28 protein-coding genes are annotated in these 25,648 nt (G+C 67.5%); 10 read left to right on the top strand and 18 right to left on the bottom strand.

The window, feature by feature from the left end; translation table 11 throughout:
- Positions 1-16 precede the first annotated feature (16 nt).
- A complete protein-coding gene (locus QF040_RS11245) occupies positions 17-511 on the bottom strand; it encodes a hemerythrin domain-containing protein (RefSeq protein WP_307600031.1) in 495 nt (164 codons plus the stop codon).
- A 135-nt stretch (positions 512-646) separates the two neighbouring features.
- Positions 647-892: a hypothetical protein gene (locus tag QF040_RS11240; RefSeq protein ID WP_429611083.1), complete on the bottom strand. Its 246-nt coding sequence runs from the start codon at positions 890-892 to the stop codon at positions 647-649.
- Positions 893-1,056: 164 nt separating this feature from the next.
- Here QF040_RS11240 and QF040_RS11235 point away from each other — a divergent pair, with 164 nt between their 5' ends.
- Entirely contained in the window at positions 1,057-1,335 is a 279-nt protein-coding gene (locus QF040_RS11235) for a hypothetical protein (protein ID WP_429611082.1), read from the top strand.
- 28 nt (positions 1,336-1,363) lie between these two features.
- Here the strand turns inward: QF040_RS11235 and QF040_RS11230 are convergent, their stop codons facing one another.
- The 5 genes from QF040_RS11230 to QF040_RS11210 are packed head-to-tail and all read right to left on the bottom strand — an operon-like array spanning position 1,364 to position 7,463.
- Positions 1,364-2,689, bottom strand: coding sequence for a four-carbon acid sugar kinase family protein (locus QF040_RS11230; protein WP_429611081.1), 1,326 nt, complete (start codon positions 2,687-2,689; stop codon positions 1,364-1,366).
- A complete protein-coding gene (locus QF040_RS11225) occupies positions 2,686-3,954 on the bottom strand; it encodes a ribulose-bisphosphate carboxylase large subunit family protein (protein ID WP_429611080.1) in 1,269 nt (422 codons plus the stop codon). Before QF040_RS11225 ends, QF040_RS11230 begins: the two co-directional genes overlap by 4 nt.
- A gap of 2 nt (positions 3,955-3,956) precedes the next feature.
- Positions 3,957-4,496, bottom strand: coding sequence for a VOC family protein (locus tag QF040_RS11220; RefSeq protein WP_101490957.1), 540 nt, complete (start codon positions 4,494-4,496; stop codon positions 3,957-3,959).
- A 35-nt stretch (positions 4,497-4,531) separates the two neighbouring features.
- Positions 4,532-6,427, bottom strand: a complete 1,896-nt coding sequence (locus QF040_RS11215; protein ID WP_429611079.1) for a TRAP transporter large permease subunit — start codon at positions 6,425-6,427, stop codon at positions 4,532-4,534.
- Positions 6,428-6,434: 7 nt separating this feature from the next.
- The gene (locus QF040_RS11210; RefSeq protein ID WP_429611078.1) at positions 6,435-7,463 is read right to left on the bottom strand and encodes a TRAP transporter substrate-binding protein; all 1,029 of its coding nucleotides are present in this window, start codon (positions 7,461-7,463) and stop codon (positions 6,435-6,437) included.
- Between the two features lie 125 nt (positions 7,464-7,588).
- Here QF040_RS11210 and QF040_RS11205 point away from each other — a divergent pair, with 125 nt between their 5' ends.
- Positions 7,589-8,659, top strand: coding sequence for a LacI family DNA-binding transcriptional regulator (locus QF040_RS11205; RefSeq protein WP_429611077.1), 1,071 nt, complete (start codon positions 7,589-7,591; stop codon positions 8,657-8,659).
- 166 nt (positions 8,660-8,825) lie between these two features.
- Here QF040_RS11205 and QF040_RS11200 read toward each other — a convergent pair whose 3' ends face one another.
- The 3 genes from QF040_RS11200 to QF040_RS11190 are packed head-to-tail and all read right to left on the bottom strand — an operon-like array spanning position 8,826 to position 11,740.
- Positions 8,826-10,631 carry an ABC transporter ATP-binding protein gene (locus tag QF040_RS11200; RefSeq protein ID WP_429611076.1) on the bottom strand — a complete coding sequence of 602 codons (1,806 nt, stop codon included), beginning with the start codon at positions 10,629-10,631 and terminating at the stop codon, positions 8,826-8,828.
- 6 nt (positions 10,632-10,637) lie between these two features.
- Positions 10,638-11,285, bottom strand: a complete 648-nt coding sequence (alkB, locus tag QF040_RS11195) for a DNA oxidative demethylase AlkB (protein ID WP_429611075.1) — start codon at positions 11,283-11,285, stop codon at positions 10,638-10,640.
- Positions 11,286-11,326: 41 nt separating this feature from the next.
- Entirely contained in the window at positions 11,327-11,740 is a 414-nt protein-coding gene (locus QF040_RS11190) for a hypothetical protein (RefSeq protein WP_429611074.1), read from the bottom strand.
- Positions 11,741-12,027: 287 nt separating this feature from the next.
- Between QF040_RS11190 and QF040_RS11185 the strand changes: the two genes are divergently transcribed.
- Positions 12,028-12,312: a hypothetical protein gene (locus QF040_RS11185; protein WP_429611073.1), complete on the top strand. Its 285-nt coding sequence runs from the start codon at positions 12,028-12,030 to the stop codon at positions 12,310-12,312.
- 185 nt (positions 12,313-12,497) lie between these two features.
- On the top strand, positions 12,498-14,042 hold the full coding sequence (locus tag QF040_RS11180; RefSeq protein ID WP_429611072.1) for a phospholipase D family protein: 1,545 nt from the start codon (positions 12,498-12,500) through the stop codon (positions 14,040-14,042).
- On the opposite strand, the gene QF040_RS11175 is transcribed toward QF040_RS11180, so the two are convergent.
- The 5 genes from QF040_RS11175 to QF040_RS11155 all read right to left on the bottom strand — a co-directional run bounded on the left by QF040_RS11175 (position 14,039) and on the right by QF040_RS11155 (position 16,832).
- Positions 14,039-14,323, bottom strand: a complete 285-nt coding sequence (locus tag QF040_RS11175) for a hypothetical protein (RefSeq protein ID WP_429611071.1) — start codon at positions 14,321-14,323, stop codon at positions 14,039-14,041. The two genes, QF040_RS11180 and QF040_RS11175, sit on opposite strands and share 4 nt — an antisense overlap.
- A 108-nt stretch (positions 14,324-14,431) precedes the next feature.
- Positions 14,432-14,938, bottom strand: a complete 507-nt coding sequence (locus QF040_RS11170; protein ID WP_429611070.1) for a murein hydrolase activator EnvC family protein — start codon at positions 14,936-14,938, stop codon at positions 14,432-14,434.
- A 124-nt stretch (positions 14,939-15,062) separates the two neighbouring features.
- Positions 15,063-15,551 carry a CreA family protein gene (locus QF040_RS11165; RefSeq protein WP_307504858.1) on the bottom strand — a complete coding sequence of 163 codons (489 nt, stop codon included), beginning with the start codon at positions 15,549-15,551 and terminating at the stop codon, positions 15,063-15,065.
- A gap of 10 nt (positions 15,552-15,561) precedes the next feature.
- Positions 15,562-16,113, bottom strand: coding sequence for an NUDIX hydrolase (locus tag QF040_RS11160; protein WP_306878597.1), 552 nt, complete (start codon positions 16,111-16,113; stop codon positions 15,562-15,564).
- Positions 16,114-16,130: 17 nt separating this feature from the next.
- The gene (locus tag QF040_RS11155) at positions 16,131-16,832 is read right to left on the bottom strand and encodes a fumarylacetoacetate hydrolase family protein (RefSeq protein ID WP_429611069.1); all 702 of its coding nucleotides are present in this window, start codon (positions 16,830-16,832) and stop codon (positions 16,131-16,133) included.
- Between the two features lie 159 nt (positions 16,833-16,991).
- Between QF040_RS11155 and QF040_RS11150 the strand changes: the two genes are divergently transcribed.
- The 3 genes from QF040_RS11150 to pgeF are packed head-to-tail and all read left to right on the top strand — an operon-like array spanning position 16,992 to position 19,367.
- Positions 16,992-17,909 (top strand): tetratricopeptide repeat protein, encoded by a 918-nt coding sequence (locus tag QF040_RS11150; RefSeq protein ID WP_429611068.1) that lies wholly within the window; start codon positions 16,992-16,994, stop codon positions 17,907-17,909.
- A 22-nt stretch (positions 17,910-17,931) separates the two neighbouring features.
- Entirely contained in the window at positions 17,932-18,570 is a 639-nt protein-coding gene (gene maiA / locus QF040_RS11145) for a maleylacetoacetate isomerase (protein WP_429611067.1), read from the top strand.
- A gap of 2 nt (positions 18,571-18,572) precedes the next feature.
- Complete coding sequence (gene pgeF / locus QF040_RS11140) at positions 18,573-19,367, top strand: peptidoglycan editing factor PgeF (protein WP_429611066.1); 795 nt, start codon at positions 18,573-18,575, stop codon at positions 19,365-19,367.
- On the opposite strand, the gene QF040_RS11135 is transcribed toward pgeF, so the two are convergent.
- Positions 19,299-19,634, bottom strand: coding sequence for a hypothetical protein (locus tag QF040_RS11135; protein ID WP_429614643.1), 336 nt, complete (start codon positions 19,632-19,634; stop codon positions 19,299-19,301). The genes pgeF and QF040_RS11135 overlap by 69 nt on opposite strands.
- 113 nt (positions 19,635-19,747) lie before the next feature.
- Between QF040_RS11135 and phaC the strand changes: the two genes are divergently transcribed.
- Together phaC and QF040_RS11125 are read left to right on the top strand one after the other, a co-directional pair.
- Positions 19,748-21,529 carry a class I poly(R)-hydroxyalkanoic acid synthase gene (phaC, locus tag QF040_RS11130; protein WP_429611065.1) on the top strand — a complete coding sequence of 594 codons (1,782 nt, stop codon included), beginning with the start codon at positions 19,748-19,750 and terminating at the stop codon, positions 21,527-21,529.
- Positions 21,530-21,582: 53 nt separating this feature from the next.
- Entirely contained in the window at positions 21,583-22,761 is a 1,179-nt protein-coding gene (locus QF040_RS11125; RefSeq protein WP_013542271.1) for an acetyl-CoA C-acetyltransferase, read from the top strand.
- Positions 22,762-22,880: 119 nt separating this feature from the next.
- Here the strand turns inward: QF040_RS11125 and QF040_RS11120 are convergent, their stop codons facing one another.
- Entirely contained in the window at positions 22,881-23,513 is a 633-nt protein-coding gene (locus QF040_RS11120) for a glutathione S-transferase family protein (protein ID WP_429611064.1), read from the bottom strand.
- 28 nt (positions 23,514-23,541) lie between these two features.
- Here QF040_RS11120 and yghU point away from each other — a divergent pair, with 28 nt between their 5' ends.
- A complete protein-coding gene (gene yghU / locus QF040_RS11115; RefSeq protein ID WP_429611063.1) occupies positions 23,542-24,420 on the top strand; it encodes a glutathione-dependent disulfide-bond oxidoreductase in 879 nt (292 codons plus the stop codon).
- 216 nt (positions 24,421-24,636) lie between these two features.
- Here the strand turns inward: yghU and QF040_RS11110 are convergent, their stop codons facing one another.
- Positions 24,637-25,554 carry a LysR family transcriptional regulator gene (locus tag QF040_RS11110; protein ID WP_429611062.1) on the bottom strand — a complete coding sequence of 306 codons (918 nt, stop codon included), beginning with the start codon at positions 25,552-25,554 and terminating at the stop codon, positions 24,637-24,639.
- Between the last annotated feature and the right edge of the window lie 94 nt (positions 25,555-25,648).

Raw genomic sequence — 25,648 nt, 5'->3', positions numbered from 1 at the left:
GCTGGGGGGGAGCGTCTTACGCCGGCTCGCCCATCAGTTCGCCCATCAGCTCTTCCTTGCGTGCCATGAGCTGCTCGCGCATGGCTACGAGGTCGAGGCCGCGGGCGGCGCGCGCCTTGGGGAACATCTCGTTGCGCTCTTCCTTCACGTGGTGGTCGATGTACTCGCCCAGCACCTTCACCTTGGCATCGAACATGTCGTCGATCTCGGTGGCTTCCTGGATCTGCGCGATCAGGTCCTTGGCGCTCGCGTGTTCGACCTCGGCCTCATCGAGCAGGTCGGTTTCCTTGATCGCCTCGCGCACGGCGGGGTAGAAGATTTCTTCCTCGATCTGCGTGTGGACCGTCAGTTCCGCGCAGATCTGGTTGGCCAGCTCGCGCTTCTTGTCGGCCGCGCTCGCGGCCTTGGAGTTCGCCAGTTCCTCGTAGGCAGTGAACATCTTCTTGACGTTCTTGTGGTCCGTGTCCAGAAGGCTGCATGCATCGGGTTCGGCGCGCTTGGTGGTGGGCATCGTGGGGCTCCATGTGGTTGGTGGGAAACCTCAGGTTGCAGAGCGCACTTGCGCCGGTGCGTAGGATTTTTCCGCATGCGCATGCAGGGCGATGCAAGAGGACAAGGAGGCCAGGGCGCACCGGCCCCCCCTGCATCAATGGCCGTCCGCCTTGTCTTCGGTCTTGAAGAGACCGCGGATGTTGAGCGCGGCCAGGCACACCTGCAGCGCAATCAGCGCCCAGGCGCTCGTGTGGACGCCCCAGACCGTCCACAGCACATTGCTGAGCAGGAAGACCCAGAAGCCGGCGTTGCGCCGTGTCTTCGAGTTCGAAGCCACCAGCCAGGCGGCCGCGACCGACGCGGCGAACGCAGGCCATTGAACGAGAGAAAGCATTTCCATGGTGAGGGAATCGATGGTGATCGGAGGGGCCGCAGCCACCCTAACCCGCTGCGCCGGGTCGATGAGGTGCATCTTGCCGACGCGCGGCGTGGGCCGGTTCTCACACGGCGCCGCCTGCATGCGCCGCAGATTGAAGCCAACCGCAAACGAAAGGCACGCCCCTCATGCAAGCAACACCGACACCCTACGAAGAACGCGTGGCCACGTTCACCTACCGCGGCTGGTTCTTTCTCTGCCGCGCCGAGCGGCTGGACGAGAGCCAGACCTATCGCCCGATCGTGCGCTGCCGCGTGCGAAAGGGCGAGAAGGAAGAAGAGATCGAGTTGCCCAACGACACCGACGAGATCGCCTACGCCACGGAGGCCGAAGCGCTGCGCCATGCGGAGCAGCAGGCGATGCGCTGGGTCCATGACCGCTCGGGCGACGGGCAGGGGCAGTTCTGAACACCGGCGATGGCCGCCGCGCGGTGGCTCAGCCCGCGGCGCCGTGCACCAGGCGTTCGAACACGTCGTCGGTGCCCATCTGGCCGCCCTTCAGCATGATCTCCATGCCGTCGAGCCGTGCGTCGTCGCTGTGCACGCGGCACAGCGAGGCGCCGGCACCCATGTCGGCCACGTAGGAGAGGCCCCAGGCGTCGAGCGCCTGGACGCCGTGGCTCGAGGTGTCGCCACCGGCCACGCCCACGCGCCGCAGCGGTACGTGCGCCAGCACTTGAACCAGCAAATCTCCACCGGCGCGTGCGAGGGCTTGAGCATCGACGTCCGGCGACGGCGATGCCTGCTCGGGCGGGCGGGTGCAAGCCAGCACGTGGCGGCCACGGGCGAGCGCCTGTGCGATGTCCCGGGCGTGGCGCTGCAAGGTTGGCGCATCGCGTTGGGCGAGTCGCGGCGCATCGAGCCACACGATGTCGAATGATTGCGCGGCCGCCACCTGCCGCGCGGTAACGGGAGAGAGACTGCCTGCAAGAACGAGCACGGGGCCGGTCGCTGGCGCCACGGCGGCGGTTTGCGCATCGACGCGCGGGCCGAGCGCCGCGGCCAGCGCATCGACCACGCTGCTCGGTCCCACGGCCAGCAAGGTGTCGCGTCGGGCGTGCGCCCACAACACCTCGCCGATGGCCGCGAGTTGCGCCGCGTCGGCCACGTCGAACAGCACGGCTTCGGGCGGTGCCGCAGGCGAGGGCGGATGTAGCGCCCGCTGCAGCGCCTCGCTAAGCGCGTTGCTTCCGTTCGACGCCGCCGTGTAGGGAATGGAGCGCACATCGGCCAGGCCTTGCCCGGCCAAGTGCAGCCGCAGGTCCGACTCGTGCATCGGCGTCACCGGGTGCCGGCTCATCGTCGGATGTCGGTCGATACGAAACACCTCGCCGCCAGCGCCGGCAGCGGCGAAGAGATTGCCGAAGAGGCAATGGCGCCCGAGGTTCGGCTGCCCGCCGACGATGGCTGTCCACGGCTGCTCGACCGCGCCGCGCAATGCGCGCACTGCGGCGCCGATGGAGCCGATGTGCGGCGCGCTGTCGAAGGTCGAGCAGGTCTTGTAGTGCAGCACGCGCGCGCCGAGCGAGCGGAACAGCGCGGCGACGGGCGCGAGCTCGGCCTGCATCGCTTCCGGTGTCATGGCGCGTGCCGCGCCCGCGATGCCCAGCACGTCGAGCGGTCCGGCGCGTTCGATGCGCGCGGCATCGGGCGTCTCGAGGAACAGCAGCGCGCGCAAGCCCGCGCGGGCCGCGGTGCCGAGCGTGTCGGTCGCGCCGGTGAAATCGTCGCCGTAGTAGGCGACGGCCGGAGCCGGCGTCATGGCTTGCCGAAGAAGGCGAGGGCGCGCGCGAGTTCGGGCGCGTGCTTCGCGGCGTCCTGCAACGCAGTGCCCGCGCGCGCGGCCGACCAGGCCTGGCGGATGCTGGTCACGCCGGCCTCCGTGCCGTCGGGGTGCGCGAGGATGCCGCCGCCGGCCATGAAGAGCAGGTCGTCGCTGCCGATGGCGGCCCAGGTCGAGGGCACGGTGCCCGCCCATTGGCCCGACGAGAAGGCGGGCATCACGCGGTCGTCCGCCGCGTCGGTCAACGGCGTGAAGCAGTCGCGCGCGGATTCGATGACTTCGCTGTCGGGCTGCGAGAACTTGCCCTGCAGGCCGTGCACATGCATGTGGTCCACACCCGCGAGGCGCCACAGCGTCTGGTAGGCCTGGAACGAAATGCCCAGCAGCGGGTGCCGCGACAGGGCGCCGTACCCATTGCGGTGGCCGTGCAGTGCAAGGCCCGTGTGGCGCCGCAGCGTCTGGATGCCCGAGTGCCCACACCAGTTGAGGCTGGCCATCACGCAGGAACCGCCTTCGCGCTCGACGAGGTCGGCGTGGCGCTTCATCGCATCGGTTTCGTCGGTGATGTTGAAGGCCACCATCACATGCTTGCCGGTGCGTTCCTGGTGGGAGCGCACGACCGCCATCACGGCGGGCACGCGCTCCGCGAGCGGGGCATGCGCGGGGTCGGCGCAGACCTCGTCGTCCTTGATGAAATCGACGCCCGCGGCGCAGAGCCGGCCGACCAGTGCAGCGGTCTCGGCCGCCGACAAGCCCACGTTCGGCTTGATGATCGTGCCGACCAGCGCGCCGCTTGCAACGCCCGTGGCGCGCCGCGTGCCCGCGATGCCAACGCGCGGCATCTCGAACTGCGCGCGGTACGCGGCGGGCACGTGCAGCGCTTCGAGCCGCAGCCCGGTCACTTCGCCCAGGTCGTAGAGGTTGCCCGAGACGGTCGCTGCGAGCGTCGGCAGATTGGCGCCGATGTTCGCGACGGGAAACGAGATGTCGACATGCGCACGCCGCCACGGACCGCGCGTGCCCTTGCGTTCGAGCAGCGCGTTCGGCAGGCTCGGCGATGGCGCAGGTTCCAGCTCGGTGATCGCCTCGACCGTCGCCCGCGCACGTTCGCGCAGCGCATCGGTCTCGCCTTCGACCCGCGTGAAGGTGCCGCACGACTGCTCGCCGGCCATCACCTCGGCGACGGCCGCCGGGTCCACCGGCGTCTCGATCAGGTAGCGCGCGCGGATGCGTTCGGCCGCCATCGTCACAGCTTGCTCAGGTCGGGAAAGGGCCGCACCGGCTCGCTGCCGTCCCAGCCTTCGGAGGCGCTGCGGATCAGGTCGAACATCTTGCCCTTGGGCCCCGCCACTTCGGACAGTTCGATCACCGTGCCCGGGTGGTACTCGGTGTCGAAGTAGATGAAGCGGCCGCGCTCGCCCACCTCGCCGCTCATCACCGGCTTGAAGCCCTGCGCGGTGAGGCGCGCGAGGTCGGCGTCGTAGTCGGCCGTCCAGTAGGCGACGTGCTGCAGGCCCGTGCGGCCGGCCTGCAGGAAGTCGCGGTACATCGAGGGCACGTCGTTGCGCGTCTGGATGAGCTCGACCTGCACATAGCCCGAGTTCGCAAGCGCGACCGAGTTGTGCGGTTCGTGCGCCTCGCCGTTGTAGCGGTAGTTCTTGATGGGCACCTTGGGGTTGTAGAACCACGGGCCCACGCCCAGCGTGGTGCTCCAGTAGTCCATGGCGGCTTCGATGTCGTGCACGACATAGCCCAGCTGGCGGATCTCGCCGAGGAATCGACTCATTGCAATTGGCTCCGGTGATAAGTGTGTTGTTGTGATCAGAACTTGAGGAAGCCGGTCGAGAACCATGGGAAGGCGGCCACGATCACGAGGCCCACCAGCATCGCGGCGATGTAACCCCAGATGTGGCGGATGCCCTCGTCGGGGTTGACCTTGCTCACGGCGCAGGCGCCGTAGTAGCCGACGCCGAAGGGCGGCGCGAAGAGGCCGATGCCCATCGAGAAGATCACGACCATCGCGTAGTGCACCTCGTGCACGCCCGCGGCCTTGGCGATGGGGAACAGCAGCGGTCCGAACAGCACGATGGCCGGAATGCCTTCGAGCACGCTGCCCAGCACGATGAACGCGACGATCGACACGGCGAGGAAGCCGTACGCGCCGCCCGGCAGCGCGCCCATGATGCGCGCCAGGTCCTGCGAGAAGCCCGACTGCGTGAGGCCCCAGGCCATGGCCGTGGCGCAGCCGACGATGAAGATGATCGCGCCCGAGAGCGAGGCGGTGTCGATCAGCATCGGCTTCAGCCGCTTCCAGTCGAACTGCCGGTACACGAAGAGCCCGACCAGCGCCGAATACACGATGCCGATGGTCGACACCTCGGTGGCGGTGGCCACGCCTTCGACCACCGCAGCGCGGATCACGAAGGGCAGCAGCACCGCGGGCAGCGCGACCATCAGCAGCTTGCCGATTTCGCGCTTGCTGTAGCGCTGCACGCCGCTCAGGTCTTCGCGGCGGTAGCGCCACCACACGACCACGCACAGTGCCACGCCGAGCACCACGGCCGGCAGCAGCCCGCCAGTGAACAGCGCGGCGATCGAGATGCCGGTGACCGAGCCGATGGTGATGAGCACGATCGACGGCGGAATCGTCTCGGTCTGCGCGCCCGTGGCCGAGAGCAGCGCCACCAGGTCGCCGGGCTTGGCGCCGCGCTTGACCATCTCGGGGAACAGCACCGGCGCAATGGCAGCCATGTCGGCGATCTTGGAGCCCGAGATGCCCGACACCAGGTACATCGCGCCGATCAGCACATACGAGAGGCCGCCGCGCACATGGCCCAAGAGGCTCGCGAGGAACTGGATCATGGCGCGCGCCATGCCCGTCATCTCGATCAGCGCGCCCAGGAAGATGAACAGCGGCACCGCAAGCAGGATGAGGTGCGACATGCCTTCATCGAGCCGCCCCACCATCACCAGCAGCGGCGTGCGCGTGGTGAGCGCCAGATACCCGAAGGTGGCGAGCGCGAACGAGAACGCGATGGGTACGCCCGAGAGCACGGTGGCGGCCACCACGACCACGAAGAAGATCACGAGGTTGAACTTGCCGAGCGTCGCGAAGAGCGGCGCGGCGAGCCAGAAGGCGCCCACCAGCGCGGCCATGCCGAGCACCGCGACTGCTATCTGCTTGCCCGTGCACACGCGCACCAGCCGCAGCAGCGCCATCACCAGCATGATGCCGATGCCGGCCGGAATGGCGGCGGCGCGCCATGCGTTGCTGATCTCCAGCGCGGGTGTGACGATGAACGACTCCTCGTGCGCATAGTCGATCGAGGGCCAGATGATGAGCACGAGAAATGCGACCGATGCCGCGATGGCGAAGGCATCGAGCATCGCGCGCGTCGAAGGCGTCACCTTCTGCAGCAGCGCCGTCATGCGCATGTGCTCGCCGCGTCGCAGCGCGACCACGGCGCCCAGCATCGAGAGCCAGAGAAAGAGGATCGACGCGAGCTCGTCCGACCACACCAGCGGTGCATGGAACACGTAGCGCGACACCACGCCCGCGAACAGCACGCAGATCTCGGCCAGTACCAGCAGCGCGGCGACGGCCTCGACGGCGCCGCCGATCACGCGGTCGGCGCGCCCGGCGATGCCGCTCAGCGCATTGGCCGAAGGCCCGGCACCCACGAACGGGGCCGCCTCGAAAGTGGATTCATGCACCATGGCCCGCTCAGGCCAGCTTGCCGACGGTGCCTTCGAGCAGCGCCCAGGCCTCGGGGCCGAAGCGGCCTTTCCATTCGCCGTAGAAGCCCGATTCGCGCAGCTTCGCGCGGAAGCTGTCGGCAGTCGGGCGATTGATGGTGAGGCCCTTGGCCTGCAGGTCGCCGACCACCGATTCGTTGAGCTTCTTGATGTCTTCGCGCTGCTGCATGCCGGCGTCGTTGATGGCGCGCGCGACGATGGTCTTCAGGTCGTCGGGCAGGGCGTCCCATGCGCGGCCGTTGGCGATGAACCAGTAGCCGTCCCAGATGTGGTTGGTGAGCGAGCAGAACTTCTGCACCTCGAAGAGCTTGGCGACCTGGATGATCGGCAGCGGGTTCTCCTGCGCATCGACGATCCTGGTCTGCAGCGCGGAATACACCTCGCTGAACTGCAGGCTCGCGGGCGCGGCGCCCAGGCCCTTGAACATCGAGATCGACAGCGGGCTCACCGGCACGCGGATCTTCAGGCCGTCCATGTCCTTGGCGGTAGCCACGGCAGCCTTGCTGCTGGTGGTCTGGCGAAAGCCGTTGTCCCACATCTTCTCGAAGGCATAGAGGCGCGACTTGGCAATGGCACCGCGCACATGCGCGCCCACCTTGCCGTCCATCGCGGCCCACACCTGGCCGTAGTCGTTGAACGCGAAGCCCACCGCGTTGATGGCCGCCACCGGCACCAGCGTGGCGATGACGAGCGCCGACGGCGTGAAGAACTCGATGCCGCCCGAGCGCACCTGCGCGAGCATGTCGGTGTCGCCGCCGAGCTGGTTGTTCGGGAAGATCTTGATCTCGACCCGGCCCTTGGTTTCCTTGGCGATGCGGTCTGCGGCCTCTTGTGCGCGGATGTTCAGCGGGTGGCTGAGCGGCAGGTTGTTGCCGTACTTGTACGAGAACTCCGCGGCGCGCGCGATGCGCGGCACGGCCGACACGATGCCGGCGGCGGGGAGGGCGGAAAGGGTGCGCAGGGCACCCCGGCGGTTCAGGCGGGTCAGCGATGTCATGTCTTTTGTCTCCAGGATCTTCGGAATGCGGTTGATGCAATCTGATGCATCAGTGGATTCGGGCCACAGCGAAGATAAAAGGATGCATCATCCGGGTCAAACTCGACCATGATGGTTTTTGATGTATGCGGGATAACCCTTCACCTCCTTCCGCCGCACCTCCTTCCGAAGTGCGGCGCGCGCGCGTGGTCGACATCGCGCGCGCGGCGCAGGTGTCCACCGCCACCGTCGATCGCGTGCTCAACCGCCGGCCCGGCGTGCGCGATGCCACGGTGCAGCGCGTGCTCAAGGCCGCGGGCGAGCTCGACTACCTGCCGGGGCCCGAACTCTATGCGGCGCTGACGCCGCCGCCGCTGCGGCTCGTGTTCCTGCTGCCCGCGGGCACCAACCGCTTCATCCGCATGCTGGGCGACATGGTGGGTTACTCGCAGGAGCACTGGGCGCCGTTCAATGTGCAATGCCGCACGGTGTTCATCGAGAGCTTCAATCCGCATGAGCTGGCCAACGCGCTGCGCAAGCACGGCCAGCGCTGCGACGGCATCGCGATGATGGCGCTGGAGCATCCGGCGGTGCGCGAGGCGGTGGCCGCGCTGGCGGCCCGCGGGCTGCCGGTGGTCACGCTGATCTCGGACCTGTCGAACTCCGAGCGCGCGGCGTTCGTGGGGCTCGACAACCGCGCGGCCGGCCGCACCGCGGGCTACCTCATCGGCCGCTTCATCGGCGCGCGCGCCGCGAAGGCCGCGCTCATCGCGGGGAGCCTCAGCTACAAGGCGCACGAGGAGCGCGAGGCCGGCTTCCTTCATGTCATCGACGAGATGTTTCCGAAGCTCGAAGTCGTGGGCCTGCGCGAAGGCCAGGACGACGCGGGCAAGAACTACCGCCAGACCCGCGCATTGCTGGAGCAATACCCCGACATGGGCGGCATCTACAACATCGGCGGGGCGTCAGATGGCGTGGCGCGGGCGCTGAAGGAGGCGGGGCGCGAGCAGAAGGTGGTCTTCATCGGCCACGGCCTCACGCCCGACACGCGTGCGCTGCTGATCGACGGCAGCATGGATGCAGTCATCACGCAGAGCCCGCACACCACGCTGATGAGCTGCGTGCGCATCTTCACCAACCTGCGCGACAAGCGCGAGGCGCTGAGCGGCGTGGAAACGACGCGCAGCCAGGTGATCTTCAGGGAAAACCTGCCCTGAGAAGGTGTGAACGAATCCGCCATGCCCGCTCATCCCGCCCAGACACACCCGCTCGGCGTTGCAAATGCTCGCCATAGCCCGAGCTATGGCTGCGCTTTGCGCCTTGATCGGGCGCGCCTGGGCGGGCTGCTCGGGCACGCCGGATTCATTCACACCTTCTGAGCCCTCAGGCGGGCGCCGTCATGCGCTGCAGCAGCGGCTGACGCGCCAGCACTTCGTCGCGCGGCCCGTGGTCGAGCACGCGGCCGGCCTCCATCAGCAGGACGGTGTCGAAGCGCTCGAGCAGGCTCAGGCGGTGGATCGACGCGATCACGCAGGCGTTGGGGAATGCGGCGGCGATGCGTTCGAGCACGCGCGCTTCGGTGTTGGCGTCGAGCGCGCTGGTCGGCTCGTCGAGCAGCAGCAGCGAGCTGCCTTCGGCCGCGAGCACGCCGCGCGCGAGGCACAGGCGCTGGCGCTGTCCGCCCGAGAGGTTGAAGCCGCGCTCCGACACGGCCGTGTCGAGGTCGCCTCGGTTGGCTTTCAGCACCTCGTCGAAGGTGCTGGTGTGCAGCGCGGCGAGCAGGCGCGCATCGTCCGCGGGTTGGCCGAAGGCGAGGTTCTCGCGCACGCTGGCCTCGAAGAGCTCGGTCTCCTGCGGGATCAGCGTGGCGAGCCGGCGAAGCTGCGGCCAGTCGACCGGCTGGCCGTCGAGCGTGAGCGTGCCGGCATTCGGCGCGTAGAGGCCGGCCAGCACGCGCAGCAGCGTGCTCTTGCCGCCGCCGCTCGGGCCGACAAGGGCCACGCGCTGGCCGCGGCGCAGGGTGAGCGCGACGTCGTGCAGGCCGCTGCGCGGTGGCTCGGCCGCATCTGCGACGGGCTCGCCGCGCGGTGCGTACTTCCACTGCAGCGCCTCGACGCCGAACTGCGTCCATGTCGCACCGGCATCGATTCGCTCGCGCTCGGGCACTTGTTCCGGCGCGGTGGCGAGCACGTCGCCCGAGGGTGCCTGCCAGATCGGTTCGGCGCTCGAGTAGTCGGTGTGCATGCGCGCGAAGAAACTGAAGTTGGCCGCCACCGAAGTCACCACGCCGGCCGCCTGCTGCGCGTACTGGTAGATCATGAACACCGCACCCAGCATCACCGCCTGCCCCGGCGTGCGCGCCTGCCACACGTAGATCACGACCAGCCCCCAGGTCAGCGCGAGCCCCATCAAATCGACCGCAAACCATTTGCCCTCGTTCAGCACCACGGTGCGCTTGAGCGGCAGCGAAATCGCCGCCATGCGCCGGCGCAACAGCAGCCGCGACGCACCCTGCAGCCGCAGTCCGATCACGGTCGATGCGTTGCCCAGGAAGTCGAGCAACGCTGAGACGTAGCGCCGGTCGGCATCGTTCTCGGCGCGGGCGAGCTTCATCAGCGCGCGGTCGATGCGCACGATCACGAGGCCGATCAGCACATAGCCCACAAGGGCGGTCGCGCCGCTGGTGCGCGACAGCAGCGCCAGCGCCACCAGCGGCCCGACGAAGTTGACCGCGTTGGTGAGCCAGATGAACTGGTTCTGCGCAAAGTCCGCGAGCGCGCGGCTGGCCTGGTGCACTCGGTGCTGCAGCTCGCCCGAATGGTGGCCGTCGTGCCAGGCGAGCGGCGCGGCGGCGATGCGCGCATACAGCTCATCGGCGAGGCGCTCCCGCACCTTCAGGCCGACGTTGCGTTCCAGGATGCGGCCCGGCCCGTGCAGCGCCCACGCGCCCACGTACACCGCGGCCAGCGTGCCGATCCAGCGGCCGGCGCCGGCGAATTCGCTGCGCTGCAGCGCGTTGATGGCTTGGCCGGCAAGGTAGGGCAGCGTGAGCCGGATCAGTTGCGAGGAAGCCAGCAAGGCGGTGGCACCGAGCAACTGCCCGCGCGCACCCGCCGCGAAGTGCCAGAGCGCGGCATAGAGCGCGCGGATCGCGTTGCCGGGGTCGTTCGTCTCGGTCGTCTTCTGCATGCGTGGTCAGCCGGCCTTGCGGAATGTGAGGTTGATGCGAAGGCTGCCCAGCGCCGGATGCGGCTGGTCCTTCAGCGGCAGCACGCCGTGGTAGCGCAGCCGGTCTTCGCCGCCCCAGACCACGACGTCGCCGTGCTTCAGCGGAATGCGCACGGCCTTGTCGCCGCGCGCGTGTCCGCCGAACAGGAACACGGCCGGCATGCCGAGCGAGACCGAGACGATGGGCGCGCCGTAGTCGTGCTCGTCCTTGTCCTGGTGCAGCGACAGCCGCGCGCCGGGTGCGTAGCGGTTGACCAGGCAGGCATCGGGCGAGAAGCCGTCGAAGCCGGCGGCCGACGCGGCCTCGCGGGCGAGGCGCGCGAACGACTCGGGCATGGCGGGCCACGGCTTGCCGGTTTCGGGGTCGGTGGGGCTGTAGCGGTAGCCGCGGCGGTTGCTGGTCCAGCCGAGCGCGCCGCAGTTGGTGAGCGCGACCGACATGGTGAAGCCGCCGGGGGTGACGAGATGGCGGAAGGGCGCGTCTTGCGAGATGGCCTCGACCACCGAGAGCAAATCGTCGGCAAGGGGCAGGGCGAAACCGGGGAGGACGAAGGCGCCGGGGCCGATCGCTTCGCGCGCCTCGCGGGGTGGATCGTCGAACAGATCGAGCGTCATGCGGAAAGCCGGCCCGCTCGGGGCCGGTGCGAAACGCCTAGCTAGCGAACCGTCGACATCACCGTCGCACGGCAGCGCGGCTGGTCGCGCGGGGCGAGCAGGTTGCAGTTGTTGAGCGCGCGTTCCTGCATGTCGCTGAGCTTCGGGCGTTCCTGCTGGTACTGGGGTTGGCGCTGGTATTCGGGCACGTAGACCGGTGCGGGTTCCTGCCAGCGCTGGCGGCGCTCGTATTCGCGGCGCTGTTCGTATTCACGCCGCTCGTACTCGCGGCGGTCCTCGCGACGGTCCTCGCGCTCTCGGTCGTTCCGAAGGCGCCACATGCAGGAGTTGAAGTCCATGCCCGAACGGCCGCTCGCGCAGTAGCGGCGGTCGTTTTCATAAACGTAGTCGCCCTGGGCCATGGCGGGAACGGAGGTCATGAGGCCGAGGAAGGCCAGGAGAGCGAGTTTTTTCATGATGAGTGGCCTGTTCTGTGATTGCCGTCTGTCTGCGCAGTGTGAAAGGTCTGCCCCGGGCTGAATGTAGCCTGTCGTCCTGCGCGCACGTAGGGTCGAAGGAGCCTGCATCCGCGCCGTTGCATGCTCAACGCTCGACCGCCGCCGCGGGTCGACGCACCTGACCGGCTTGTTCGCCCCACGGCGCTGCCGCGACGGATGTACTCATAAATCCGCATATCCGCCTCACATGAATGAGTGAAGTAGGTCTAAGGAATTCACTTATTGAAGCATCCGGACAAACGCTTATGGTGACCAACATGGACACCGTTCGTCTCGACATTCGCGTGCCGGAAGGCTGGAGCTGCTGGTTCGCGCTCGCCCTCACGCCCCACGGCACCTATGCCGGGTTTGCGGAATTGAGCCACCAGGGCATTGCGCGGTGCGCACTGGTGATCACCAGGCAGCTGTCGTCGGACGCGGCGGTGCGTCGTGCGACCGCCCGCGCTGAGCACTTCGTCCGGCAGTGGATGCCGCAACGCGGCCGGGGACCGGACATCTCGGGCGCCACCACCGTTCCCGGCAACGCCTGAGCGGCGAGCGCGGCGGCCCGCGCTCATGGTAGAAACCGCGAGCCGCGGATGTCCGCCGTTGCGCTTCGTGCGCTTGCCACTCCTCTTTCGCTTCCATGCCTCCTAACCCTGGTCGCCCTGATCGGGCTGAAAAACCGTGTGCCCCGTGGTTCGCATGGCTGTTCGCCTGCCTCGCCGCGCTCTGCATGGCCGGTTGCGCGGGCCTGCCCGCCGACGTGCAGCGCAAGCCCTCGATGGCCATCGCCGACGGCGCGGACACCCTGCTCGGACGCCTCGTGAAATCGGCTGCGCCGCCCGGCGGGCCGCTGAGCGGATTCCGCCTGCTGCCGATGCCGCAGTTCTCGCTGCATGCACGCATCGAACTCGCGCGCCGCGCCCAGCGCTCCATCGACGTGCAGTACTACCTCGTGCAGAACGACGAGACCGGCCGCTACCTGCTGCGCGCCCTGCGCGACGCTGCGGACCGCGGCGTGCGTGTGCGCCTCTTGGTGGACGATCTCTACACCGCGGGCGCCGACCCGCTCTTCACCAGCTTCGCCTCGCATCCGAACGTCGAGGTGCGCCTCTTCAATCCGTTCCCCGCGGGCCGCGACCGCCTCGGCACGCGCTGGGCCGCATCGCTGTTCGACTTCGACCGGGTGCATCGCCGCATGCACAACAAGCTGTACGTGGTGGACGACACGATGGCGGTCATGGGCGGTCGCAACATCGCCAACGAGTATTTCCTGCGCGATGGCGGCTCGAACTTCATCGACATCGACACGCTGGTGGCCGGCGCGGTGGTGCACCGCCTCTCGTCGCTGTTCGACATGTACTGGAACAGCCCCTACGTCTACCCGATCGAATCGCTGGTGGCCAAGGGCAGCGAATCGCCGAAGGAACTGCGCGCGCTTTTCGACCGGCTCACCAGCGGGCCCGAAACGCTGCACCCCGAGGAGCCCGGCTCCACCGACCTCTTGGGCAACAACCCGCTGGCCAAGGACCTGGATGCGGGCACGCTGAAGCTGGTGTGGGCGCGCGCCGAGGCGTATGCCGACCCGCCGGCCAAGGCCCTCGCGCCCACCCCGGAAGGGCGCGGCCTGCCGGCGGACGAAGCGAGCGAGAGCGTGCTCTTCAACGTGCGGCGGCATCTGCGCGGCGCGCAGAGCGAGATCATGCAGACCACGCCCTACCTGATTCCCGGGCGCGGCGGCATGGAGTCGATCCGCATCATCCGCGGCAACGGCGTGAGCTACAGCATCGTGACCAACTCGCTGGCCGCCACCGACGAATCGCTGGTGCACATCGGCTACCGCCGCTACCGCGCCCAGATGCTGCGGCTGGGCGTGGAACTCTACGAGCTCAGCCCCAAGCGGGTGGAGGAGACCAAGCGCTTCGGCATGTACGGCTCGGCGAGCGGGCGGTTGCACGGCAAGTCGGCGGTGATCGACCGCAAGACGGTGTTCATCGGCTCGATGAATTTCGATCCGCGCTCGGAGCTGCACAACACCGAGATCGGCATCTTCATCTTCAGCCCGCAGATCGCGCAGCAGCTCACCAGCCTGATCGGATTCATCCGGCTCGATGGCGCCTATCAGCTGCAACTGGGACCGAAGGGCGGCATCGAATGGGTGAGCCCGGCGTCGGGCGACGCGGCCGACACCATCCTGCACACCGAGCCCGAAACGCATTTCTGGGCGCGCTGGAAACTGGAACTGCTGGCGCCGCTGGTGCCGGAGAGCCTGCTCTAGCGGACGGTGGACATGACCGTCGCACGGCAACGCGCACGGTCATGGCGGGTGGGCAGCACGATGCAGTTGTCCAGGGCGCGCTTCTGCATGTCGCTCAGCCGCGGGCCCTCGCGCGGCGCTTCGCGCTCGGGCTCGTAGTAGTAGGGCTGTGGTGGCGGCCGGCCGTAGTAGTCGTAGTCGCGATCGCGGCTGTGACGGGTGGTTTCACAACCGCCGAGGCACAGGGCCAGAAGACCACCCCAAAGAATCGGGTTCAGGCGCAAGTTCGTTCTCCATTTCAAGGTCGAGGGGAGGGCTGCAACACGCGCCCTGTCCCGGGTCTGGTGGCGAGGAGCTTAGTCCCGTGCCGGACGGGCAACCTGAAGAAATGATGAATGAACGCCGGGGCGTTACTGCTGCAGACGCCCGTTGAGGTACGGCTCGGGGTCGACGGCGGTGCCGTTCTTGCGGATCTCGAAGTGCAGCTTCACGCGATCGGTGTCGCTGCGGCCCATCTCGGCGATCTTCTCGCCCTGGCGCACGACCGCGTTTTCCTTCACGAGGATGGTCTGCGCGTGCGCATAGGCGGTGAGGAAGGTCTCGTTGTGCTTGACGATGACCATGTTGCCGTAGGAGCGCAGTTCGCTGCCCACGTACACCACGCGTCCGTCGGCCGAGGCGACGATGGGGTCGCCGAGGTTGCCGGCGATGTCCAGCCCCTTGTTGCGCACGCCATCGAAGCGGGCGATGGTAGTGCCGCTCGCGGGACGGATGAAGAGCGCAGCCGGTTTCGGCGGGGGCGGGGTGACGGTCTGGCCGGGCCGCGCCGGGGGCAGCGGCGTGGTGGTGCAGGCGGCGAGGGCGGCGGCAACCAGCGCTGCGGCGCCGGTGCGGAAAAGAAGAGTCTGAATTTGCATGGCGCTCGGTTGGAACAGGTTCGTTGCGGAGGGTTCCTTCGGTCGGCACGCCGGGCGCGCCGTGCGGGCGATGCTAGCAAACTCGTGCGCACCTGCCGCAAGAGCGGGCGCCCGAAGGCTGTCGCTATTTCAGCGGAATCGGCGTGCCGCGATCGATGGGCACCGCGGTCACGCTGTTCTTGGGCGAGCCGTCGATCAGCAAGTCGGAGTAGGTGAGGTAGACCAGCGTGTTGCGCTTGGCATCGACCATGCGTACCACGCGCAGACGCTTGAAGAGCACCGAGAGCCGCTCGCTGTACACCTCTTCGCGCTTGGGCAGCGGCTGCGTGACGTTGACCGGCCCGACCTGGCGGCAGGCGATGGACGCCTCGGCCTTGTCCTCGGCCACGCCGAACGCGCCGGCAATGCCGCCGGTCTTGGCGCGGGAGACATAGCAGGTCACGCCGTTCACCTTCGGGTCGTCGTAGGCCTCGATCACGATCTTGTGGTCGGGACCGATGAGCTTGAAGGCGGTGTCGACTTCGCCCACCGTTTCCGCCTTGGCCGCCGAGGCCGCCAGTGCAAAGCCGAGGCTGGCGCCGCAGAAGAGGACGGCGCGAAGTTGCTTGTTCATGAGGTTTGGGTCAAACGATGCTGAGTTCGTGCACGCGGTCGAAGCTGCCGCGGCGCCGGTCTTCGAAGAAATGTTCCAGCGCCTCGCGCACGGTGCGAAAGGCGATCTCGTCCCAGGGAATCTCTTCCTCGGTGAAGAGCTTCGCCTCGATGGTTTCGTGGCCCGGATCGAACTTGTCGTCCAGCAGCCGCGCGCGGTAGAAGAGATGAACCTGGCCCACGCGCACCACGCTGATCACTGCGAACAGGCCCTGCATCTCGAAGTTCGCGCCGGCCTCTTCGTCGGTCTCGCGGGCGGCGCCCTGGGCGGTCGATTCCTCAAGCTCCATGAAGCCCGCCGGCAGCGTCCACTTGCCCCAGCGCGGTTCGATGTTGCGCTTGCACAGCAGCACCTTGTCGCCCAGGACCGGGATGGTGCCCACCACGTTCAGCGGGTTCTCGTAGTGAATCGTGTGGCAGGCCGGGCAGACGGCGCGCGGCTTGGTGTCGCCGTCGTCCGGAACGCGGTAGACCACCGCGGTGCCGCAATTCTTGCAGTGCTTGATGGGGACGCGCAGGAGCATGGGCGGTGCTGCCGTCTTCAGGCGATCTTGACGGTGAGCGTCGGCAGGCCGGCGACCTTGCCCACGAGCGTGTCGCCCGAGACCACGGCCGCGACGCCTTCGGGCGTGCCGCTGTAGACCAGGTCGCCGGGCTGCAACTCCCAGGCGGCCGAGAGGTGCTCGATGGTTTCTGCCACGTTCCAGATCAGCTTGCTCACGGTGCTGCGTTGGCGATCCACGCCGTTCACCTGCAGCGAGATTTCTGCGTTCTCGGCATCGCCGGCGGCGGCCACGGGCACGATCGGGCCGATGGGCGCGCTCTGCTCGAAGCCCTTGCCGATGTCCCAGGGCCGGCCCTGCTTCTTCATCTCGCCCTGCAGGTCGCGGCGCGTCATGTCCAGGCCGACTGCGTAGCCGTAGATGTGCTTGTGCGCATCGGCTGCCTTGATGTTCTTGCCGCCGGTGCCGATGGCGACGACGAGTTCGATCTCGTGGTGCAGGTTCTTGGTGAGCGATGGGTAGGCCATGGTGCCGGTCTGGCCTTCGTCGACCACCACCAGCGCGTCGGTGGGCTTCATGAAGAAGAAGGGCGGTTCGCGGCCGGTGAAGCCCATTTCCTTGGCGTGATCTTCGTAGTTGCGGCCCACGCAGTAGATGCGGTGCACCGGAAAGCGGGCGGGCTGTCCGGCCACCGGAACCGAAACGGTGGCGGGCGGGGCGAAAACAAACTCGGAAGCCATTGCGAGGTGTCCTTTTTCAGCGGAACGGAGAGGGGAGACCGGCAGTGTGCCAGAGGCGGCGCAGGGTTGCCGCAGCGCCGGACCGGGGATTTTCGGGCGCTTCACAATAGGCGCCCTGCGTTTCCGTCACGCTCTTTCTTCGATTTTCCCCGCCACACCATGCCCATCCGAATCGGCAAAGCCGGCAAAGCCACGGCCTTCAACGAACTTGGCCGAAGGCGCAACGACGAGGGCGACCAGGACGGCGCCCTCGAGGCCTATGCCCAGGCAAGCGCCATCCATCCCGGCTGGTCGGTGCCCTGGTACAACGCCGGCCTCATCCACAAGTACCGCGGCGAATGGGCCGCTTCGCTGCAGGCCAATGCCCGCGCCGTGCAGTGCGAGCCGGGCAACGAGGGCGCGCTGTGGAACCTGGGCATCGCCGCCACCGCGCTCGGCGACTGGACGACGGCGCGGCGCGCGTGGCGGCAGTACGGCATCGACATTCCCGATGGCGAAGGGCCGGTCGATTATTTCGTCGGGCTCACGCCGATCCGCGTGCACGGCGACGAGGGCACCGAGGTCGTGTGGGCCGACCGCATCGACCCGGCGCGCGCCATCCTGCGCAACGTGCCCACGCCCGCCTGCGGGCATCGCTTTGGCGACCTGGTGCTGCACGACGGCGCGCCCAACGGCTACCGGCTGCGCGGCGAGCGCGAGGTGGCGGTGTTCGATGCGCTCGAAGTGATCGCGCCGTCGGCGCATTCGACCTACGAGGTCTCGGTGGAAGGCGCGACCGCGGAGGACATCGAGGCGCTGGTGCAGCGCTTCAAGGCCGCGGACGGCTTCGCCGAGAACTGGACCGACAGCATGGAGATGCTCTGCCGCGCCTGCTCCGAAGGCCGGCCCTTCGGCGAGGGCCGGCACAACCACGGCGCCGACGAGGCGCCCGGCACGCTCGGGCCGTGGCGCCTTGGCATCGCCTCGAGCGAGGAGGCTGGCGCCCGCCGCATCCTCGACGAATGGAAGGCCGCGACGTCGCCGGACGCCGTGCTGCACGATTTCCGCTGCGTGCTGCCGGCTACCCCACGCGCCTAGCGGGCGCTATCCTTGGAAAATCATGAAGCTGCATAACTATTTCCGCTCCTCCTCCTCGTTCCGCGTGCGCATCGCCCTCAGCCTGAAGGGCCTCGACTACGAATACGTTCCCGTGCACATCGCGCGCGGCGAGCACCGCACCGGCCCCTATGCCACCCTCTCGGCCGACAAGCTCGTGCCGCTGCTCGAAGACGAAGGCGAGCGCTTCTCGCAGTCGATGGCCATCATCGAATACCTGGACGAGACGCACCCCGAGCCGCCGCTGCTGCCAAGCGATCCGGTGGGCCGCGCCCATGTGCGCGCATTGGCGCAGTCCATCGCCTGCGAGATCCATCCGCTCAACAACCTGCGCGTGCTCAAGTACCTCGTGAAAGACCTGAAGCTCGACGACGCGGCCAAGAACGCCTGGTACCGCCACTGGGTGCGCGATGGCATGGAGGCCTTCGAGCGCCAGCTCGCGCTGCATCCGGGCGGCACCTTCTGCTATGGCAACACGCCGACGCTGGCCGATTGCTGCCTCGTGCCGCAGATCTTCAACGGCCGCCGCTTCGACTGCGACTTCAGCGGCCTGCCGCGCAGCATGGCCGCCTTCGACGCTTGCATGCAATTGGAAGCCTTCCAGCGCGCGCAGCCTTCGCAAGCCCCCGACGCGGAAGCCTGAGGTTGAACGCCGCCGTCATCGATCCGCGCTGGCTCGTGCCGGACTGGCCCGCACCGTCGAACGTGCGGGCCGTGTGCACCACGCGCGAGGGCGGCGTTTCGCACGGCCGCTACGAGAGCCTGAACCTCGGCGATCACGTGGGCGACCTGATCGCCGATGTGGCCGAGAACCGCCACCGGCTCGGGCAGGCCATCGCCGCGCGGCCGGTCTTTCTGCAGCAGGTGCACGGCACCGGCATCGTGACCCTCGATGCCGAATCTGAACCCGTGCGCGACGCCACGGTGGCCGACGCCTGCACGGCCACGGAGGTCGGGTTGGCCTGCACGGTCATGGTGGCGGACTGTTTGCCCGTGCTTTTCACCGACGAGTCGGGTCAGCGGGTGGCGGCTGCGCATGCAGGCTGGCGCGGCCTTGCGGGCGGCGTGCTCGAGGAGGCGGCTCGATGCTTTGCGCCCGAGCCGCAGGCGGGTCCGGCGCGCGGCGACAGCAGGGTCATCGCATGGCTCGGGCCGTGCATCGGGCCGAACGCCTTCGAGGTCGGCGAGGAGGTCAAGGCTGCGTTCGAGGCCCATGCGCCGGAAGCGGCGAGCTGCTTCAAGCCTGCGGGCGCGCCCGGCAAATGGCTGGCGGACCTGCCGGCCTTGGCGCGTCAGCGGTTGCGCGCGGCCGGTGTCGATGCGGTGTATGGCAATGACGGCGGCGATGCGTGGTGCACCGTCAGCAATCCGTCACGTTTCTTTTCGCACCGGCGGGACGGCGTCAGCGGACGCTTCGCCGCGCTGGTCTGGAAGGCCTGAGTCTTCCTTCGTTGTCGCTGCTGTTGCTTCTGACGCTTGCACCGCGGCTCGGCGTGCCGCTTCCTGTGCCTCGGCCTCGCGCTGCTTGATCGCGCGGCGCCGCCCCGGCGCCCCCATCAGGTAAACCACCAGTGCCACCGGCGCCAATCCGTACAAAAGAAATGTGAAGATGGCGCCCAGCACGGTGCCTGTGGTGTTGGTGGCTTCGGCCACCGACATCATCACGACGACGTAGAGCCAGCCGATCACGATCAGATGAATGAACACGGGAAGTTTCAGTCGGTAAGAGGAAAGAGCGGCGTTGTCGGTGCCGTGCGAATGCAGGATACTCAAAACACGCACCCATCCGGATTCGACTCAGGCGAGGACCAGGAGACATGATGAAGCAACAAGCGACGGGGGCGGATGCATTCGCGCCCTTCCAGAAGGCACTTTCCGAGGGCTGGACCCAGGCACTTGCTTCGTTCCAGCAGTCCGCCGCGAAGGGGGCCGCGGCCTTCGATGTCGGCGGCAGTCCTCTTTGGCAAATACCGCAGATGCCGCAGATGCCGGGGGGCGCAAAGATGCCCGATCTGCCGAAGATCGCCATCGACCCCCAGAAGCTCCAGTCCATCCAGCAGCAGTACGTGGCGGAAGCCACTGCGCTCTGGAGCCAGGGCTTCCAGGCCAAGCCCGAAGGCGACAAGCGCTTCGCCTCCGATGCCTGGGGCAGCAACCCGCTCGCCGCCTTCTCTGCCGCCGTGTACCTGCTCAACGGCCGCACCATGCTGAACATGGCCGAGGCCATCGACGCCGACGAAAAGACCAAGGCGCGCCTGCGCTTCGCGGTCGAGCAATGGATGGCGGCCTCGTCGCCCAGCAACTCGCTCGCCTTCAACGCCGAGGCCCAGAAGAAGGCCATCGACTCGCAGGGCGAGAGCATCGCCAAGGGCATCCAGAACCTGCTCAACGACGTGAAGCAGGGGCACATGAGCATGACCGACGAGAGCGCCTTCGAAGTGGGGCGCAACGTGGCCACCACCGAGGGCGCGGTGGTCTTCGAGAACGAGTTCTTCCAGTTGCTCGAATACAAGCCGCTCACCGCCAAGGTGTACGAGCGGCCCTTCCTGCTGGTGCCGCCTTGCATCAACAAGTTCTACATCCTCGACCTGCAGCCCGAGAACTCGCTGATCCGCTATGCGAACGAGCAGGGCCACCGGGTGTTCGTGGTGAGCTGGCGCAACCCCGACGAATCGCTCGCCAAGGCCACCTGGGACGACTACATCGAGAACGCCGCGATCCAGGCGATCCACACGGTGCAGGACATCAGCGGGCCAACCAACAAGTCCGGGCAGATCAACACGCTCGGCTTCTGCGTCGGCGGCACGATCCTCAGCACTGCACTGGCCGTGCTTGCGGGGCGCGGCGAAAAGCCCGCCGCCTCGGTCACGCTGCTCACCACGTTCCTCGACTTCAGCGACACCGGCATCCTCGATATCTTCGTGGACGAGCCCATGGTCGCGTACCGCGAAATGCAGCTGGGCAAGGGCGGCCTGCTGCCGGGCGGCGACCTGGCTTCCACTTTCAGCTTCCTGCGCCCCAATGACCTCGTGTGGAACTACGTGGTCGGCAACTACCTCAAGGGCGAAACACCGCCGCCCTTCGACCTGCTCTACTGGAACAGCGACGCCACCAACCTGCCGGGCCCTTTCTACGCCTGGTACCTGCGGAACACCTACCACGAGAACAAGCTCGCCAAGCCGAATGCGCTCACGGTGTGCGGCCAGAAGATCGACCTCGGCAAGATCGACATCCCGGCCTACATCTACGGTTCGCGCGAAGACCACATCGTGCCGATCGGCGGCGCGTATGCATCGACGCAACTGCTGCCGGGCAAGAAGCGCTTCGTCATGGGCGCCTCCGGCCACATTGCTGGCGTGATCAACCCGCCCGCGAAGAAAAAGCGCAGCCACTGGATTCGCGAGGACGGCAAGTTCCCGAAGACGCAAGCTGAATGGCTCACGGGTGCGACGGAGCACCCCGGCAGCTGGTGGACCGACTGGGCACAATGGCTCAAGGGCCACGCGGGCAAGCAGATTCCCGCACCCAAGGTCTACGGCAACGGCAAGGCCTACAAGGCCATCGAACCGGCGCCAGGGCGCTATGTGAAGGCCAGGGCCTGATTCCGACCGAACAACTACACCCCCGATTTCAAATCACTTCAACGGAGAACCTCATGGAAGACATCGTCATCGTTTCGGCCGTACGCACGCCGGTCGGCAAGTTCGGCGGCTCGCTCGCCGGCATTGCAGCCACCGAGCTGGGTGCCCTGGTCATCAAGGAAGTGATTGCGCGCGCCAACCTCACGGCCGAGCAGGTCGGCGAGGCCATCATGGGCCAGGTGCTGGCGGCCGGTGCGGGCCAGAACCCCGCGCGCCAGGCGTGGCTCAAGAGCGGCGGCGCCAAGGAAACCCCGGCGCTCACCATCAACGCCGTCTGCGGCTCGGGCCTGAAGGCCGTGATGCTGGCCGCTCAGGCCGTGGCCACGGGCGACAGCGAAATCGTGATCGCCGGCGGCCAGGAAAACATGAGCGCCGCGCCGCACGTGCTGCCCAACTCGCGCAACGGCCAGCGCATGGGCGACTGGAAGCTGGTCGACACCATGATCGTGGACGGCCTGTGGGACGTCTACAACCAGTACCACATGGGCATCACCGCCGAGAACGTCGCCAAGAAGTACGGCATCGACCGCGCCGCGCAAGATGAGCTCGCGCTCGCCAGCCAGACCAAGGCCGCCGCCGCGCAGGACGCCGGCAAGTTCAAGGACGAAATCGTCGGCGTGAGCATTCCGCAGAAGAAGGGCGATCCGGTCGTCTTCAGCCAGGACGAATTCATCAACCGCAAGACCAGCGCCGAAGGGCTGGCCGGCCTGCGCCCCGCCTTCGACAAGGCCGGCGGCGTGACCGCGGGCAATGCCTCGGGCCTGAACGACGGCGCCGCTGCTGTGATGGTGATGACGGCCAAGAAGGCCGCCGCGCTCGGCCTGAAGCCGCTCGGCCGCATCGCCAGCTACGCCACCGCCGGCCTCGACCCCGCCATCATGGGCATGGGCCCGGTGCCCGCATCGACCAAGGCGCTGCAGCGCGCCGGCTGGAAAGCCGCCGACCTCGATCTGCTCGAGATCAACGAAGCCTTCGCCGCGCAGGCGTGTGCGGTGAACAAGGAAATGGGCTGGGACGTGAACAAGGTCAACGTGAACGGCGGCGCCATCGCCATCGGTCACCCGATCGGCGCGTCGGGCTGCCGCATCCTGGTGACGCTGCTGCACGAGATGCAGCGCCAGAACGCGAAGAAGGGCATTGCTTCGCTGTGCATCGGCGGCGGCATGGGCGTGGCGCTCACCATCGAGCGCTGAGAAGGCGCGAATAAACCTGCTGCGCACCCCGATTCACCGTACGTGGGTACGGTTCCGGTCCTCGACGCGACCTCGGGGCGCTCGCGACGGTTTCTTCGCACCTTCTCCAGATCGCTTGCTCAGCGCGACATCGACGGGCGCTCGGCCATCGCAGCGCGCCAGCGCACGATCTCGGAGTGCTGCTCCCCGGGCTTGACCCGCACGATGCGCGCGAAATCCACCGCCACCACGGCGGTGATGTCGGCCAGGCTGAAGCGGTCGGTGGCGACGAACTCGCGGCCGGCCAGCCGGTCGTTCAACGTCTGGAAGAAATGCTGCACGCGCGCCAGTCCGCGCTGTGCCAGCTCCGGAATCTGCGCATAGTTCACCGGCCCCGGCAGCGCCCGGTCGGCCAGCGCCGGCGAGCCGTTGCGCATCGTCTCGGCGATGGCCAGCAAACCCTCGAATTCGATGCGCCAGTTCCAACTCGCGATCTCCGCTTTTTCGGCGGGCGTGCGGCCCATCAGCGGCGGCTCTGGGTATTGCGCCTCCAGCCAGGCTGCGATGGCGGCGTTGTCGGTCAGCAGGCCGTCTTCCTCGGTGCGCAGCGCCGGCACCGTGCACTGCGGATTGATGGCGCGGTAGGCCTCGCCCAATTGCTCACCACGAACCAGATCGACCTGCACCGTCTCGTGGGCAATGCCCTTCTCGGCCAGCAGGATGCGCGCGCGGCGCGGGCTCGGCGCCGTGGCGCAGTCATAGAGAATGATCATCGTCTGTCAACTTTCGGGAATTCATTGCATGAATGGCACGACCGCCTACACGCCGCCCACCGTCTGGTCCTGGAACAAGGAAAGCGGCGGTCGCTTCGCGAACATCAACCGCCCCATCGCAGGCGCCACGCATGAGAAAGACCTGCCGGTGGGCAAGCACCCGCTGCAACTCTATTCGCTGGCGACGCCCAATGGCGTGAAAGTGACGGTGATGCTCGAGGAACTGCTGGCGCTGGGCCACACGGGCGCCGAGTACGACGCCTGGCTGATCCGCATCAGCGAGGGCGACCAGTTCGGCAGCGGCTTCGTGGCGGTGAACCCGAATTCGAAGATCCCCGCGCTCATGGACCGCAGCGGCGCCACGCCGATCCGGGTGTTCGAGTCGGGCGCGATCCTGCAGTACCTCGCCGAGAAGTTCGGCAATGCGTTCTTCCCGACCGAGCCGGCGGCGCGCGCCGAATGCCTGTCGTGGCTGTTCTGGCAGATGGGCAGCGCGCCCTACCTGGGCGGAGGCTTCGGGCACTTCTATGCCTACGCGCCGACCAAGATCGAATACGCCATCGACCGCTTCGCGATGGAGGTCAAGCGCCAGCTCGACGTGCTCGACCGCCGCCTCGCCGAGAGCCGCTACCTCGCCGGTGACGACTACACGATTGCCGACATCGCCGTCTGGCCCTGGTACGGCGCGCTCGCCAAGGGGCAGCTCTACGAATCGGGCGAATTCCTGCAGGTGAGCGAATACAAGAACGTGCGGCGCTGGAGCGACGAGATCGCGCAGCGGCCCGCGGCGCAGCGCGGCCGCATGGTCAACCGCGCCTGGGGCCAGCCCGAGAGCCAACTGCACGAGCGCCACGACGCCGCCGATTTCGACACCCGGACGCAAGACAAGCTCGACACCCCGAAGTGAGCGCCGCGCAGCCTTGAATGAGCCGGAGGCGGCGCATCTTGTTCACCGCCTGATTTTTAAGCAAAGTGTGGAATCCCTTTGTAAATCAACGAGTTAAATTCGTTTTACAAGGCTCCACATGAGTTGTCCCCAAAGTTGTGCACAGAAAATGGGGATGAGATCGCAGGCCTGAGATGCCGCCTGCAAGTTGGCGCAATACCACAAGAAAAAGGCTTTTTAGGCCTTCGCCGAAGCCGTTTCGCTCGTCCCGTAGTGCCGGCACAGCGTATCGACCAACGCCTGCGCATACACCGGCAGTGCCGCCCGGCTGCGCACCAAGAGATACCGCTCCCGCACGCACCACGCATCGCTGAGGTCGATCAGCGCGAGCTGCATGCTCTCCTGGTTGCGCCGCGCCGCCGACTCGGGCACGACACCGATGCCCACGCCGCTGCCGATCATCCGGCACATCGCATCGAAGCTGCCGAGCTGGATGCGCAGCTTCTGCCGCTTGCCGAGGTTGTCGGTGATCTGCGCGAGAAAGGTCTGCAGCGTGCTGCCTTGCTGCATGCCGATGGCGTCTTCGTCGAGCGTCTCGGCGAATGAAATCTTCCGGCGCTTGGCGAAGCGGTGCTTGCGCGAGGTGACCAGCACCAGCCGGTCGGTGCTGAAGTGGATCGCTTCCAGCCCGAGCGTGTCGACGCGGCCGGCGACGATGCCGATGTCGGCGCGACCGTCGAGCACGCCGCGTGGAATCTGAGCATTCGGTTTTTCCTGAAGGTCGACGTTGATGCGCGGGTTGCGCGCAAGAAAGCCCGGCAGGATTTCGGGCAGGAAATCGGTCACCGCGGTGGTGTTGGCGAACACGCGCAGATGGCCGCGCAGGCCGCCGCCGTATTCGAGCAGGTCGTCGCGCAGTTGTTCGGTCTGGTTGAGCACGAGGCGCGCGTGGTGAAGAAAGGCTTCGCCCGGTGGCAGCAGGCGCACGCCGCGTGCTTCGCGCTGCAACAGTTGCAGGCCGGCTTGCGTCTCGAGTGCCTTGATGCGCGCACTGGCCGCGGCGAGCGACAGGTGCTGCCGTTCGGCTGCCCGCGTGAGATTGCCGAGCTCGGCGGTGGCGACGAAAAGGCGCAGGTCGGTCAGGTTGAAAAGCATGGCGCATCGTAGCCAAGCCTTCGGAAATCCAGAAGCCTGGGTTCCGAAATCGCAGATTGCGCGCGCTGCCATGGCGCACGACCATGCGGCCATG

It is taken from the genome of Variovorax sp. W2I14, from assembly GCF_050435205.1.
Classification (GTDB): domain Bacteria; phylum Pseudomonadota; class Gammaproteobacteria; order Burkholderiales; family Burkholderiaceae_C; genus Variovorax; species Variovorax paradoxus_C.
Note: the sequence above shows the minus strand (reverse complement) of the source record. Positions and strands in the feature narration are given on the sequence as shown.